Here is a 13702-nt window from a genome sequence, read left to right on the forward strand (position 1 = left end):
CAACACTCGTAGGCTTCACTCGAGCCTCGGCTACGTTCCACCCGCCGAGTACGAGCAAGCCCACTACGCGACCCTCAACCGAGAGCCGCAACCCGCATAGGAGCGGCAGGAAACCTGAGGCGCTTCATACTCGCCATCGCCGACGACAACGAAATCACCGTCCTCGACCTCATCACCGGCGAGGTCCTCTCCACCCACCTCATCCAGCCCGACCGCACCTACTGGCGCAACCAAACAAAAGAGCCCGGCCGATGGCCGAGCCCCCAAAAAACGTAACCAATGACGCGACTCATATGTCACCTATGACGCGACTCAAGACATTGTGCGCCCGAAGGGATTCGAACCCCCAACCTTCTGATCCGTAGTCAGATGCTCTATCCGTTGAGCTACGGGCGCAGTCGGCACTTCAGGCGAACCCGAAATACCCGGTTCGCGGCACGGTCACCCGCTCGCAAACCACAGTAGAGACTATATCAGCGGGGCCGGGGGCGCCAATCCCGCTGGCGGTTCAGGGTGTGTGCGCATCCAGTGGCGCAATCTGGCGGTTCAGGGTGTGTGCGCATCCAGTGGCGCAATCTGGCGGTTCAGGGTGTGTGCGCATCCAGTAACGCAATCTGGCGCTTCAGCGCGACCTGCCGGTACGACGTCTCGAGCAGCTCACGCAGCTCGACCCAGTCGGTGCGGGCACCGACGTCGATTGCGAGCCAGCCGCCGGGCCCGAAGTACGGGGGCGAGAAGAAGCGCGCGTCTTCGATGAGGGCGCGGCGCTCCTCTGAATCGGGCTTGAAGATGACGGCATGCGGGCGCTCGAGCCCGGCGCCAGCAACGGCAAAGATCTTCTTCGAACCTGCACGAAACGTCGGGCGGCCCCACGCGTGCACCTCGGTTGCCTCGGGAAGCGCGAGGCAGAGAAGACGCAGTCGCGCAACCAGGGGGTCGTCGGGCTCGAACAGCGGCGGGTGCTCCATTCGGGGAGACTACCGGCTGCGGGTGACAGCGGCGGGTCGTGGGTCTCGATACGCTGCGCTACTCGACCTGCAGGGGTGCGCTACTCGAGCGGGGGGTGAGACCGCTGCGGGTGCGCTGGCCTTCCAGCGCCGAGGGCGGATAATGGATGCATGAAGATCGTCATGTTCGTCGTCTGCTTCGCCATCTTCCTCTTCGGCCTGTGGCTCATGAGCGTCGCCGACGTGGTCACCGGGTGGGAAGCCCTCACCTTCCTCGGCGGCATCCTCGCCGTCGCGCTGTCGGTCGCGATCCCCGTGCATGTGCTTCCGAAGTTCGATTGACGAACGCCTTCTCCCTTCGCGCGGCCACCCACGCCGATGCCGCCTTCCTGCAGCGGATGCTGCTGGTCGCCTTCAACTGGGACGGCGCCGAGCGCTTCACCCTCGACCGCATTCTGGCGATGCCGGAAGGTGCTCATTACGTCGACGACTGGCCACGAGCGGATGACTTCGGCGTGACCGCCGAAGACGACGACGGACCGATCGGTGCGGCGTGGGCGCGGTTTCTCACAGCGGCAGATCCGGGCTACGGGTTCGTCGCGCCCGACGTTCCCGAGCTGACGATCGGGGTGGAGGCGCGAGTTCGCGGCCGCGGAGTCGGGCGCGCCCTGCTCGGGGAGTTGACGGCGCAGGCGGAGGCCCGCGGCATCCGTGCCCTGAGCCTCAGCGTCGAAGACAACAACGGCGCCAGGCGACTGTACGAGCGTGCCGGATTCACCACAGTGGGCCGCAACGGCGGCTCGGATACCATGCTGCTGACGCTCAGTTAGTTCCTTCGGGAACGATCGCGAGGCCACGCGCGCGGAACGCCTGGTGGCCGGCCGAGAGAGACGCGATGAGGCGCTCGTTCGTTCCGCGCACGTGCTCGGTGACCAGCCGGGCGGCCTCGTCGGCGTTGCGTGTGGCAACCGCCTCGAGAATGGCCGCGTGCTCGCGCCATGCCGCCTCGCGGGCCTTCGCCGTGCGCACCTCGAGCCACCGGGTTCGCGCGAGACGAGTCATTGCCGCCTGCACGCCCGCGGTCAGAAACTCGTTGCCCGAGAGCCGGGCCAGCTCGCTGTGGAAGTCGCCGCCCGCACGCACCCCGGCCTCCTCATCGGCCGGACGCGCCGCCTCGAGCAGCGCCCGCACCGCGTTGAAATCGGCCGCCGACGCGCGCTGCACCGCGAGCCGGACGGCCGCAGCCTCGAGCACCTCGCGGTACTCGGCGAGCGCGCGGATCTCGCCGAGGTCGATGGGCGAGACGACCCAGCCGCGGCCTGAGCGCTGCACGAGGCCCTCCCCCTCGAGACGCGCCAGCGCCGCGCGTGCGGGGGTGCGGGATGCGCCGAACGCCGACTCGAGCCCGCGCTCCGAGAGCGGCCGGCCGGGCTCCAGCTCAAGCGCGAGGATGGCGGCGCGCATCCGCTCGTAAAGCTGCGAGGTCTGGTTCGTGGGGGCTCGCGCCTCATCGCTCGACACCGTCGTCTCAGCCATGGCCACCCTCGTCACGCTCGCTTGCATTTTGGTATACCGCGTTGGTATACCAGTATCGCAGGGAAGCGGAAGCCGAGCAAGCCGCGGGAAGCCGGGGCACGCCGAGAGCACGACGAGTCGCAAGACCAGAGCACGACGAGTCGCAAGACCAGCGCACGACGAGAGGCACCACATGCGAGAGACCGTCACGGATGCCGCATCCGCGCCACCGACCGTCGGCGTGCCGCCGCGCGCCTGGACCATGCTCGGCCTCGGTGTCGCCGCGCAGGCAGCGGGAACAGTCTTCGTCAGCGCTCCCGCGTTCCTGATCCCACTGCTGCACACCGAGCGCGGCATGAGCCTGGCGCAGGCCGGGCTGCTCGCGGCTGTGCCGACGCTCGGCATGGTGCTCACCCTCATCGCCTGGGGCGCCCTGACCGACCGCGTGGGTGAGCGCTGGGTGATCGCCGGCGGCCTCGCCCTCACCGCCCTTGCGGCCCTCGGCGCGGTGCTCGTGCAGGGCTACGTGATGCTCGGCCTGTTCCTGCTGCTGGGGGGTATGGCGGCGGCGAGCACCAACGCCGCGAGCGGGCGCGTGGTCGTCGGCTGGTTCCCGAAGCATCGCCGGGGGCTCGCCATGGGAATCCGGCAGATGTGCCAGCCGCTCGGCGTCACGATCGCCGCGCTCACGATCCCGACCATCGCCTCGTCCGCGGGAGTCGGCGCCGCCATCGCCGTGCCGCTCGTCATGACGGCGGTGCTCGCGGTGGCGTGCGCGATCGGCATCGTCAACCCGCCGCGGCCCGGTCGAGCGCGGGACGCGACCGCCTCCGACACCGCCGCCACCGCCGCCACCGCCGCCGCCACCGCCAGCACCGCCTACGACACCGCCTCCGACACCGCCACCGCCACCGCCACCGACAGTCCTACAGCCCCCGCCCCCAGCAGAGCGGATGCGCCGGGCACACGCCCGGCCAACCCGTACCGAGCGAGCGGGTTTCTGTGGCGCATCCATGCCGTGTCGGTGTTGCTCGTGGTGCCGCAATTCACGCTGTCGACGTTCGGCCTCGTGTGGCTGACCGCCGAACTGCATTGGCCGGCGCTCGCGGCCGGCGTTCTCGTGGGGGTCGCCCAGTTCGTCGGGGCGCTCGGGCGGCTCGCGGTGGGGGTGCTGAGCGACCGGGTGGGAAGCCGGGTACGGCCGCTGCGCTGGGTGGCGGTGGCCGCATCCGCTTCGATGCTGCTGCTTGCCGCGCTCGACACTCAGCACTGGGGCGCCGCGGCGGTGGTCTTCGTGATCGCCACGACGATCTCGGTCGCCGACAACGGGCTCGCGTTCACCTCGGTCGCCGAGGTCGCGGGCACACAGTGGGCCGGGCGCGCGCTGGGAGCACAGAACACCGGGCAGTTCCTGGCCGCGTCGGTTGTCGGCCCCGCTGTGGGCGGTCTGATCGGGCTGGTGGGGTATCCGCTCGCCTTTGCCCTGGTCGCCGCGTGTCCCGCACTGGCGGTGCCGCTGACCCCAGCTGCGGATGCGGAGCACGACCGGCTCTGAGGAGGGCCCTATGCCCGCCGCCGCACGCAGCGCAATCCCTGTCTCCGAGCGTTTCGAACGCGTTAGAGTGACTCGTTCGCTGACGTAAAGTGTTCCTGTGGCGGGAGCGTGCCGCCTTTACAAGGGGGAGAACTCTGGATGGGCAAGTTGACGTACGACTCGACGCTGACGATCGATTTCGACGACCGCGTTCTGGCACATCTGCAAATGGTCATCGGAGCGAAGCTGCGGCGCAATGAGGCGTTCTACTTCAGCTGGAAGGACGACACGGCGATCGGCGACGGCCGCAGCACGCTGTGGATGCACCCCACGATCCCCATTTATTTCAAGTTCGCGGGTGGCAAGCAGCCGAGCATCAACCGGCGCTGGGTCGACGCGCTCATGATGACGGCGAACAGCCCGTCGGGCCTGCAGCTTGTGCCCGAACCCGCCTCCAATGGTGAGGGCGAGTTCGACGGATGAAGCGTGTCGACATTCTTTACGCTGGCAGCCACTATTCGGTGGGGCAGGAAGACCTCGAGGCGCTCAAGCGCGAGATCCTGAACGCCACGCGAGACGGCCAACCGCGCTGGTTGACTGTGAACCATGGGGAAGGCCGGCCGCAGAAGGCCGAGATCCTCATCGGCCCCGGGATTCCCATTGCCCTGATGCCGGTGCCGGCTCCGGAGTCCGAGCGTTTCGATGACGAGCACGGAAACGGCAACGGCCGCGACCACTACGACGACTTCGATACCGCGACGCACACTGACAGCTGACGGCGCACAGCGGCAGCTCGACGCACACTGACAGCTGACGGCGCACACCGGCAGCTCGGCGCAGCACGCCGACAGCTCGGCGCTACTGGCCCTCGTCGTCCATCATGCGTGTGAGCTCGAAGTCATCAGCCTCGAGATCGGCGTCGCGGTCGGGAGTGACATGCCCGATGCCGAGTCGCGCCGTCGCGGCGCGAAGCCATGCGACGAGTTCGTCGTCGGTGACCTCGGGAAAACGACTCGTCTCGGTCTCGCTCGCGAGTTGACTCGCCGGGCCGATCAGCAGCTGCGCCCTGCCGATACTGCCGTCCTCCTGACGCACCGGAATCTCAACGGAGTCAGACGCGTTGCGGTGCGCAAGGGCCGCGGCGTACTCGACAAGAGCGTGCGCGATCTCGCCGCCCGTCAGCAGTTGGTCACCCGAGTAGTAGATGCGCTCCATGTAATAGAGGAGTACTCGCCACCGCCACGTCGCGCCAATGGCGTCACGAATGCTGGGGCATTATCAGCAACCGGAGCGCATCCGTCAACCCCTCGGCCGTACGGCGCTTCGGCTTGACAGCGCCGGCGGCCGCGCAAAGAATAAAAGAGAACGGTCGTTCTGCACCCCTGTTCAGGTGTCAGGCCGCAACGGTGCGGCCCGACGCGGGGGTGAGACGGCGGTGAGGATCACGAGGGGGATCTGCTGTGGAAGAGACACTGTTCAAGGCACCGGTGGCGTCGATCGAAGCTGCCGAACTCGCGCTGCCCACGCTGGAAGACCTTGACGTTCGGCTCATCTCGCCAACGGAGTGGCGCGTGAGCGACAGCCGGTTGAGCGACGACGACGCGCGCAGCGTTCTGGGGTTCGTCGAGAAGTCGGACGAGCGATTCAACGCCATGCGCATGACGCACGGCCACGGTGTGACATGGAGCACGTTTTGCACCATGGAGGACGCGCTCGCGAGCTTCACGCAGGCAGTGACCGCGGTCGCGGCCGCATAGGCCTCCGCGCCGGCCCGCTCAGAAGAATCCACGCAGTTCGCATGCGACGACGTCTGGCTGCGCATCGTGGGTCTGGCCGGGCAAGGTGCGGTAGACAGCGTCCGCCAGCGCATGAGCCAGGTTCTCTGACGCGTCGCGCAGGAAGGGCGGGCTTGCCTCCCCCGCCATGACGAGGCAGGGCTGCATGACGCGCCGCACAGTGTCGGCGGGCAGAGTGCCGTCGCCCATGAGCGCGTCGTCGTAGGCGAGCGTCGGTGCGAGCGCTTCGGTCTGCGGCCAGGTCGGCGAGTGCCGCATGCCCTCGATGCCCTGCTCGGGAACTCCCACTCGCCGCATGAAGAGGGCGAGCGCGTCGCTTCGAGCGCCGGCAGCGAGCAACTGCGCCAGCTTCGCCGTGTAATCGGATGCTGTCGGGTCCGGCCCTGCCGAGAACGGCGGCTCGTACAGGGCGAGCCCCGCAATCGCGTGGCCGAACTCGGCCGCAGCCAGCAGCGCGAGCGCTACCCCCGACGACAGCGCGTACAGGTTCGCCCGGCCCCCTGCGGCGTCAATGAGCGCGGCCAGGTCGTCGACCTCTCGTACCGGCTCGTACGGCGGAGTGTCGCCGCTCTCGCCCCGCCCGCGCCGGTCGTAGCAGATGACGCGCATGTCGCGCGCAAGTTCATGTGCGAGTGCGCGCATCGGGCCGCCGCCGCGGAAGCACATCGCCCCGTCGATGAGGATCACCGGCGTGCCGTCGATGCCGCTGCCGTGGGTTTCGTAGGCGATGCTCGTGCCGTCGGTGGAGATCACACGCCGTGTCGTAGTCACGTCGTTCATCATCCTCCGTCATGTCCCGCGCGTCGCGTTTGTGCGCGTCAGGTGCGGTGGCATCGCGTGCAGAGGCGGCCGGGCCGCCGATTCGGGACGACTTATGTTGCCGGCTACTTATCGTGTTATTATTTGTGTAGCCGGCAACATACCGGCTTCATGAAGAGGAGCAGAAGATGAAGGTTCTGGCTGTAGGAGCCGCGGGCACGTCCGCAGGGCTCGTGACGCGGGCGCTGGCCGCACAGGGCGTCGAGGTTCGTGGCCTCGTGCATTCGGCGGCGCGCGAGGCGGCAGCGCGCGCGAACGGCGCGACCGAAACCGTCGTGGCAGATCTCGACAGCAGAGAGGAGCTCGCGGCGGCCCTCGACGGTGTCGACGCCGTGTTCCACGTCGTGCCCGCGTTCGTGCCCGATGAAGCAGCCACGGGCCTCGTCATGGTGGAGGCGGCGAGGAAGGCGGGAGTGCGACGCCTGGTCTTCTCCAGCGTCTACCACCCCTCGCTTCTCACCCTGTCCAACCATCGCGACAAGCAGCCGGTCGAACAGGCCATCTACGACTCCGGCCTGGAGTTCACGGTGCTGCAACCAGCCATGTTCATGTCACAGCTTGACGGAATTGCGGCGAGTGCGATCGAGCATGGGGTGATCGCCGGACCGTACTCCTCAGAATCGAAGATGGCGTACGTCGACTACCGTGACGTCGCCGAGGCAGCCGCGCAGGCTCTGACCACCGACCGCCTCCTCGGCGGCACCTTCGAGCTCGCCGGCGCGGGCGAGTACTCCCGGCACGAGATCGCCCGCGAGCTGTCGAGCCTGCTCGGCCGCCCGTTGCGCGCAGAGGGCGCGGAGCCCGCAGAACTCGACCCGCGGATGCCTGCGCATCTGCGCGAAGGACTGGCCACCATGTTCCACCACTACGAGGTCGCAGGGCTGCGTGGCGGCAATTCTCTCGTACTCGACACGATCCTGCAGCGGCCGGCCGCGACCGTCCCGACGTATCTGCGCGAGCTGGTGGCTCGCGCGTGAGCGCGGTCTGCGACCGGGCCCTGTCATCGTCACGCGCCGAAAGGGGCCGATGGTGACCGACGAACGCCATCCGCCTGCCGAGGCCACCGAGCTCGAGGAGGCGTTCCCTGTCAGCTACTCGATCTTCGCCATGGCGCGCACCCACCGTGCCCTGGCGGGGGCGGAACTCGCACAGCTCGGCCTGTTCCCCAACCAGGAGATCATGCTCATCCAGCTCGCCGCATCCGACGGGCTCTCACAGAAGACGCTCGCCGAAACCCTGAACGTCAACCATGCCACCGTGGCGAAGACCGTCGGGCGCATGGAGAAGGTTGGGCTTGTCGAACGCAGAGTCTCGGAGCGGGACCGGCGCATCAGCCTCGTCTACCTGACGCCCGCGGGCCGTGCCCTGCACGAGCGGGTGATCGCAATCTGGCGCCACCTGGAAGAACTCACCGCGGGCGACCTGACAGAGGCAGAACGGAACGCATTTCTCCGCGCTGCCGGAAAGATTCGACTCACGATGAGCCGCGGTGCCGCCGAGCGGGCCGCCGACAGTACCTCAGTGGTCGCGTAGAAGCGGACGTCATCGAGGAACTCGGCCTCCGCCTCCGGGTGGACGCGACGCGCTGGCGGAGGGTCACTTCCGCAGGTCGTCTAAGAGCGCCCGGGCCTTGCGACGGGTCTGCTCGAAGGTGCTCAACTCGACTCGGCCGTTCAGGATGTCGTCGACACGAGAACCGATCTCGTCACGCCAAGCGTCGTCAATCTCCGACTGCGGTGCGTCATCCTCCGGGTGCAGGCTGGCGAGGAGGCGGTGTACGACGACGGTGCGCTCGTCCAAGTCGAGTTCGAGACCCGCCTGATACACCTCGTCCGCCTTGAGGACCATGTGTCGAGTGTACGGCGGCGCGCTGTGTTTACGGGCTTCTCTAGCTTGCCATCTAGAACCACGCCACGCACTCGATGCACCCCAAAATCGGCCCGAAACGGCACCCTCGGGGGGCTCGGGGTCAGCTGGGGGTCGCCTGGCGGACGTTCCCGAGAGCACTGGCCGCATCAACCTGTTACAGTTATTGCAGTTAGATAGATGGAGGTGGACGATGATCGATGTACTGACCCGTGACGCCAATGCCCTGCATCGTGCGCTCGACGGCAAGGGCGCTGAGGTGAAGCTCAGCCTGTCGCGAGAGACCGCGGAGTGGCTCGCGCGCATCGTGGATGCCCGCACTCGCGGCCAGGAGGTTGTCTTCACGCGCACCGGTGGCGAGGTGACACCAACCGAGGCCGCCGCCCTGCTCGGGGTCTCCCGCCCCCAGGTTCGCAAGTTCATGGACGAGGGCAAACTTGAGTTCCGCAAGGTGGGTACGCATCACCGGATCACTGTCGAATCGCTCCAGGCCTTCCGTGAGCAGGAGCGGGCGCGCAGGCGTGTGGCGATGGAAGAACTGTCCCAGCTGCAGAACGAGCTGGGCCTGCTTGAGTGAGCTCGTCCACCGACACTGACCGCGCCCCGATTCGCGTCGTCCTCGGCGACGCGAACGTTCTCTACTCCCGCGTGCTTCGGGACTATCTCCTCTACGCGGCGGACGCCGAACTCATCAGCATCCGATGGAGCGCCGCGATCCTCGCAGAGGTTATCGAGCATCTCACCGCGAACCTGCCAACCTTCGACACGGCATCCGGGCAACGGCTCATCACAGCGATGACCGCTGCCTTCCCGGACGCAGAGATCGACATCGATGACACCGACCGCGAGCAGGTCGCACCCTTAGCGCTCCCCGACGAGGACGATCGGCACGTTCTTGAAGCAGCCGTCGCAGCGGAAGCCGAGATCCTCTGCACCGACAACATCAAGGACTTCCCCGCCGAGGCAATGAAGGCAGTAGATATCCAGGCGCTCACCGCCGACGATCTGCTGTCATTGCTCGTCACCGAGTACCGCGACGAAATGCGAGCCGTGCACCAGACGGTCGTCTCGCGCTTGCCTGGCGCGACCGACGAATCGACGCTCGCAACCATTTATCGCGCGGGCGCGGTACGGACGGCCAATCTCATAGAGAACCTACTCGATGGCTGAATCCTTGCGGAGGCGGCGAGTTGGGCTCGACATGATCGAAACGTGCCGAAGAGACTACGAAATCGCGTGAATCACGACACGCCCATACTTTTACGCCGAATACCTCGGCGACGGAGCCCGCACCGGCCTCGCCGTCTACGCACACATCCTCCGCGAAGGACAACGCCGTGACTTCGTTCGCCGCCTCGCCACCTCGCCACCTCCGAGAGTATTGATATCGGTGGGGGCCAGCTGGGGGTCAGCCAGAAGGTTTCGGGCATCGAATTCTAGCCGAGCCACAGGAATCAGACTCACGAATGAAAATCGCGTCTGACCGGGGGTTTTTAGAGCGGAGACGGAGGGATTTGAACCCTCGGTCCCCTTACGGGGACTCCACCTTAGCAGGGTGGTGCACTAGGCCGAACTATGCGACGTCTCCAGCGCATCCGACTGGCGAATGCACGTCTGCAATCATATCTGCCACGGCGCAAAACCCAAGTCGTGCCAAAATGTGGACATGCCGGTCATGCTGCAGGTTTCGCGCATCGAACGCGCACACCGGTGACGCGGCGGATCGCCGTCAGACTCGTCGTTGTTCTCGGCGCCATGATTCCAGCGGCGGTGTTGGCGGCGATCGGTGCGGTCATCGCGGGGGCGGCGGCGAAGAACCCGGCCCCGCCGATCATCGTGTCGCTTGCCGTGGCGCTCATCGGCTCCGTACTCCTCCAGAGTGTTGCCTCGCTCGTCGCTTCGTCGGCGTGTGGGCTCATCGAGGGTGTGATCAGGGCGCGCCTCGCAGCCAAGGTCGTGCACGAGCCGCTCGCCGTGCTCGAGCAGCAGGGTGCCGGCGAACTGATCGACAGGGTGGACGACGATCCGGCGCAGCTCGCGACCCTGCTGCGCGGCCCTGGTCTCTGGCTCGCGCAGGGGTCGCTCGGCGCACTCACCAGCTGGATCTTCGCCGGTATCACCTGGTGGCCGGCGTGGATCCTGTTCCCCGTCGTCGGCGTCGCCACCGTGCTCATCGTTCGGCGTCTCGCGCCCGAGGTGGCCAGGCTCAAGGTGGCCGAGGAGACGGCCTGGTCCGCCCACGGCTCCCAGTTCGAGGAGTCGGTGGCCGCGAGAAAGGACCTGATCGCGGCCTCCGGACAGGCCTACGCCCTCCGCCGGTTCGCGGAACTCGGCCATGACGTGCTCACCCGCGTGAAGTCCGCTGCGCGCGGTGGTGCGCGCGTCTCGGCCATCACCTCGATCGTCATCAACTCCCTCGCCGCACTGCTCGCGGTCGTCGGAGTGGTGGCGGTCGGCGCGGGATGGCTCAACCCCGGCCAGCTCGTGACCCTCTGGCTGCTCATCGCCGGCTTCGTCGGTGCCCTCGGTGCCCTCGCGGCGCATCTACCCGATATCCAAACCGGAATCGGTGCGTACCAGCGAATTCGGCAGCTGCTGGGCGCGCCCCAGGACCCGGCCGGCGGAGCGCCCGTTCCCGATGGGTCGCTCGCCATCGAACTGCGCACACTCACCTTCCGCTACCCTGGCGGCGGCGGCATCGACGGCGTCTCGCTCACGGTTCCAGCCGGCACCACCACCGCGCTGGTCGGCCGCACCGGCTCGGGCAAGTCCACGCTGGGCAAGCTGATCAGCCGATCCGTCGAGCCGGAGCAGGGCATGCTCTACATTGGCGGCGTCGACGCGGTCTCCATTGATCTTGACGAACTGCGTGACGCGATCGGCGTAGTGAGCCAGCGCACGGAGCTGCTGTCGGCGACGCTCGTGGAGAACGTGACCCTGTTCCGCAACATTCCACGGGAGCGCGTCGGCGGCGCATTCCATGAGCTCGGCCTCGACGCGTGGGTGCGCGGGCTGCCGAGGGGACTTGACACCGTGCTGGGCCCCGGTGGTGTCACACTCTCCGCCGGCGAGGAGCAGCTTGTCGCGTTCGCACGATTGCTGGTGCGCGATGTTCGCGTGGTCATCCTCGATGAAGCGACGGCGCGCATGGATCCACACACCGCCACATATGTGGACAAGGCATCCACGCGTCTGCTCGCAGGACGGACTGGAATCGTCATCGCCCACCGTGCACAGGCCGTGCGGCACAGCGATCAGATCGTCGTGCTCGACGCCGGGCGCATCGTGCGGCACGGCTCACGCACCGAATTGGCGGATGCCCTCGGTCCGGAAGTCCCGCTGAGCGTCGAGGCGCGAAGCGAGCGGGAGAACCTCGCGCACACGGGCTCCGCGCACGCCGATGCCGATCCCGCTCCCGGCGGCGAAGCGCCCTTTGATGCCGCGCCCACTCGTCACTCGCACGGGCGGGCGGAGATCACCGAGGATCCACGCCCCCGCTCGGGCCTCGCGGGTACCGTGACTCGCCTCATGCTCGCGCATCCGCGATGGGGTGTCTCGGGTGACCTGCTCTGGCTGCTCGGCACCCTGTTCAGCATCTCTGGTGTCGCGACCGGTCTGCTCTGGGGGCGCACGGTCGCGTCTCTACAGGCCGGAGGCACGCCGTGGGTCGAGGCGACGCTGGTGGCGCTCGGTCTGCTCCTCTCCCCGCTCGGACTCGGCTATGCGGCCGCGTCACATCCGCGGTGGCTGGCCGGCATCACCCTGAGGCTGCGCGCGGCGATTCTGCGGGGACGCCTCGGCAACCACCGTCGCGGTGATGAGCCGGCGGCCGAGGTCACCGTTCGCGCCCTCGACAGCACCCGCCTCACCGCGTATGTCGACATCTGGATCGGCGTGTTTTACGGTGTTGTCCTCGCGATCGCCACGGGGATCGCGGGCGGCGGATTCGTGGCGTTCGGCGTCGCTGCCAGCGTCATGGTGCTCTCGGCGCTCGTCTCGATCTTTGCCATCCGGCCGCTGCGCGTCGCCGGCGAGCGAGCGGGCGACGCTCGCGCGCGGTTCGGTCGCACCCTCGGGACCACCGTCGACGCGATCGCGTCGATCAAGCTCGCGGGCGCGGCGAAGGATGCCCTCGCCCGCGTACACGAGACGGACACGAGCCGCATCGCGCTGTCGATCCGTGAAAATCACGTGAGGAACATCTTCTGGTCGGTACCCGGCCTGCTCGTGCAGCTCGGCGTCGTCGCCGCATGGGTGCTCTACGCCGCGCACGTGTGGGGCCTCGCATCGACGTTGCTGATGACGACCGCTCTCGGCACGTTCGCATGGAACGGTTTCACCGCCGGCTCCGCGGTCAGCGGCTACGGCACCGCACGCACCTGGCTCGACATCGCCACGAATCTCGCCGACACCGACAAACTTGTCGCCCGGCCGCGCGATCTTGATGTTGTCGCCGGCATGGCGCATGCGCCGGCGCCGGACGAGCGGGTCCCGCTGCGCCGCCTCGACGTGTCGGGGATCGACGTCGTGCATGACGACGGAACGATCGCGGTGCGGGGCGCGGAATTGAGCATTCTGCCCGGTGAACTTGTCGTCGTGATCGGACGGGTGGGCTCGGGCAAGTCCAGCCTGCTCTCAGCAATCGCCGGGCTCACCGACATACGCGGAACCATCGCCTGGAATGGCTGCCCGGTCGAATCGACCCGCGCGTTCCTACGGCCGCATCAGATCGCGTATGTTTCGCAGACGCCCCGCATCGTCTCAGGATCCGTCGCGGACAATATCGCACTCGACCACCCAGATCGGGACGAGCATGCCGCGGCTCGTGCCGCTGAGCTGGGGCCGGATTTCGCGGCGAACGGCATAGACGCACCCGTCGGGTTTCGAGGCAATCGCCTCTCCGGTGGCCAGGTGCAGCGCGTTGCCCTGGCGCGCGCTCTCGCCATCCGTCCGGAGTTGCTGATCGCTGACGATCTATCCTCTGCTCTCGACCCGCGCACGGAGGCGAGCATCTGGAGACGCCTTCGGGACCAACGGCGCACGATGCTGGCCTCCACGTCTCGTCGTTCGGTCGTGGAGCTCGCCGACCGCGTGCTCGTGATGGAGCACGGCCGCATCGTCGACACCGGCCGATGGTGCGATCTCACGCGTCGCTGGAGCCACCTGGCGGAGTGAAGGGCTCGCGTCGACCTGCCGCGCAGCCGTTTCGAACCCGTTCGCGGTCC

At 67.6% G+C, this 13702-nt stretch carries 16 protein-coding genes and 2 tRNA genes; 11 read left to right on the forward strand and 7 right to left on the reverse strand.

What is annotated here, in order from left to right; genetic code table 11:
- Positions 1 to 323 precede the first annotated feature (323 nt).
- Both OSC27_RS09250 and OSC27_RS09255 read right to left on the reverse strand, forming a co-directional pair.
- Positions 324 to 396, reverse strand: a tRNA-Arg gene (locus tag OSC27_RS09250).
- A gap of 188 nt (positions 397 to 584) precedes the next feature.
- On the reverse strand, positions 585 to 968 hold the full coding sequence (locus OSC27_RS09255) for an MmcQ/YjbR family DNA-binding protein (protein WP_267181178.1): 384 nt from the start codon (positions 966 to 968) through the stop codon (positions 585 to 587).
- Positions 969 to 1118: 150 nt separating this feature from the next.
- On the opposite strand from OSC27_RS09255, the gene OSC27_RS09260 reads away from it, so the two are divergent.
- Positions 1119 to 1289, forward strand: a complete 171-nt coding sequence (locus OSC27_RS09260; protein WP_267181179.1) for a hypothetical protein — start codon at positions 1119 to 1121, stop codon at positions 1287 to 1289.
- The gene (locus OSC27_RS09265) at positions 1286 to 1777 is read left to right on the forward strand and encodes a GNAT family N-acetyltransferase (protein ID WP_267181180.1); all 492 of its coding nucleotides are present in this window, start codon (positions 1286 to 1288) and stop codon (positions 1775 to 1777) included. The genes OSC27_RS09260 and OSC27_RS09265 overlap by 4 nt, the downstream gene beginning before the upstream one ends.
- Here the strand turns inward: OSC27_RS09265 and OSC27_RS09270 are convergent.
- Positions 1770 to 2483 carry a GntR family transcriptional regulator gene (locus tag OSC27_RS09270; protein WP_267181181.1) on the reverse strand — a complete coding sequence of 238 codons (714 nt, stop codon included), beginning with the start codon at positions 2481 to 2483 and terminating at the stop codon, positions 1770 to 1772. The genes OSC27_RS09265 and OSC27_RS09270 overlap by 8 nt on opposite strands.
- A gap of 172 nt (positions 2484 to 2655) precedes the next feature.
- Here OSC27_RS09270 and OSC27_RS09275 point away from each other — a divergent pair, with 172 nt between their 5' ends.
- The 3 genes from OSC27_RS09275 (at position 2656) to OSC27_RS09285 (ending at position 4772) form a co-directional block, all read left to right on the forward strand.
- A complete protein-coding gene (locus tag OSC27_RS09275) occupies positions 2656 to 4017 on the forward strand; it encodes an MFS transporter (protein WP_267181182.1) in 1362 nt (453 codons plus the stop codon).
- Positions 4018 to 4155: 138 nt separating this feature from the next.
- Positions 4156 to 4479, forward strand: coding sequence for an ATP-dependent DNA ligase (locus OSC27_RS09280; protein WP_267181183.1), 324 nt, complete (start codon positions 4156 to 4158; stop codon positions 4477 to 4479).
- Positions 4476 to 4772 carry a hypothetical protein gene (locus OSC27_RS09285; RefSeq protein WP_267181184.1) on the forward strand — a complete coding sequence of 99 codons (297 nt, stop codon included), beginning with the start codon at positions 4476 to 4478 and terminating at the stop codon, positions 4770 to 4772. The genes OSC27_RS09280 and OSC27_RS09285 overlap by 4 nt, the downstream gene beginning before the upstream one ends.
- A gap of 82 nt (positions 4773 to 4854) precedes the next feature.
- Here the strand turns inward: OSC27_RS09285 and OSC27_RS09290 are convergent, their stop codons facing one another.
- Positions 4855 to 5211 (reverse strand): hypothetical protein, encoded by a 357-nt coding sequence (locus OSC27_RS09290; RefSeq protein ID WP_267181185.1) that lies wholly within the window; start codon positions 5209 to 5211, stop codon positions 4855 to 4857.
- 245 nt (positions 5212 to 5456) lie between these two features.
- On the opposite strand from OSC27_RS09290, the gene OSC27_RS09295 reads away from it, so the two are divergent.
- Positions 5457 to 5753 (forward strand): hypothetical protein, encoded by a 297-nt coding sequence (locus tag OSC27_RS09295; protein WP_267181186.1) that lies wholly within the window; start codon positions 5457 to 5459, stop codon positions 5751 to 5753.
- Positions 5754 to 5771: 18 nt separating this feature from the next.
- Here the strand turns inward: OSC27_RS09295 and OSC27_RS09300 are convergent, their stop codons facing one another.
- On the reverse strand, positions 5772 to 6563 hold the full coding sequence (locus OSC27_RS09300; RefSeq protein ID WP_267181187.1) for an alpha/beta fold hydrolase: 792 nt from the start codon (positions 6561 to 6563) through the stop codon (positions 5772 to 5774).
- Between the two features lie 176 nt (positions 6564 to 6739).
- On the opposite strand from OSC27_RS09300, the gene OSC27_RS09305 reads away from it, so the two are divergent.
- Positions 6740 to 7588 (forward strand): SDR family oxidoreductase, encoded by an 849-nt coding sequence (locus tag OSC27_RS09305; RefSeq protein WP_267181188.1) that lies wholly within the window; start codon positions 6740 to 6742, stop codon positions 7586 to 7588.
- A 52-nt stretch (positions 7589 to 7640) separates the two neighbouring features.
- On the forward strand, positions 7641 to 8144 hold the full coding sequence (locus OSC27_RS09310) for a MarR family winged helix-turn-helix transcriptional regulator (RefSeq protein WP_267181189.1): 504 nt from the start codon (positions 7641 to 7643) through the stop codon (positions 8142 to 8144).
- A gap of 63 nt (positions 8145 to 8207) precedes the next feature.
- Here OSC27_RS09310 and OSC27_RS09315 read toward each other — a convergent pair whose 3' ends face one another.
- Positions 8208 to 8459 (reverse strand): addiction module protein, encoded by a 252-nt coding sequence (locus OSC27_RS09315; RefSeq protein ID WP_267181190.1) that lies wholly within the window; start codon positions 8457 to 8459, stop codon positions 8208 to 8210.
- 211 nt (positions 8460 to 8670) lie between these two features.
- Between OSC27_RS09315 and OSC27_RS09320 the strand changes: the two genes are divergently transcribed.
- Together OSC27_RS09320 and OSC27_RS09325 are read left to right on the forward strand one after the other, a co-directional pair.
- Positions 8671 to 9054 carry a helix-turn-helix domain-containing protein gene (locus OSC27_RS09320; protein ID WP_267181191.1) on the forward strand — a complete coding sequence of 128 codons (384 nt, stop codon included), beginning with the start codon at positions 8671 to 8673 and terminating at the stop codon, positions 9052 to 9054.
- Positions 9051 to 9647 carry a PIN domain-containing protein gene (locus OSC27_RS09325; RefSeq protein WP_267181192.1) on the forward strand — a complete coding sequence of 199 codons (597 nt, stop codon included), beginning with the start codon at positions 9051 to 9053 and terminating at the stop codon, positions 9645 to 9647. Before OSC27_RS09320 ends, OSC27_RS09325 begins: the two co-directional genes overlap by 4 nt.
- Before the next feature lie 329 nt (positions 9648 to 9976).
- Here the strand turns inward: OSC27_RS09325 and OSC27_RS09330 are convergent.
- Positions 9977 to 10065, reverse strand: a tRNA-Ser gene (locus OSC27_RS09330).
- A gap of 122 nt (positions 10066 to 10187) precedes the next feature.
- Here OSC27_RS09330 and OSC27_RS09335 point away from each other — a divergent pair.
- Positions 10188 to 13652: an ABC transporter ATP-binding protein gene (locus tag OSC27_RS09335; RefSeq protein ID WP_267181193.1), complete on the forward strand. Its 3465-nt coding sequence runs from the start codon at positions 10188 to 10190 to the stop codon at positions 13650 to 13652.
- Positions 13653 to 13702: the final 50 nt, after the last annotated feature.

Origin of the sequence: Microbacterium sp. STN6, assembly GCF_026410545.1 — a bacterium.
Classification (GTDB): Bacteria; Actinomycetota; Actinomycetes; order Actinomycetales; family Microbacteriaceae; genus Root112D2.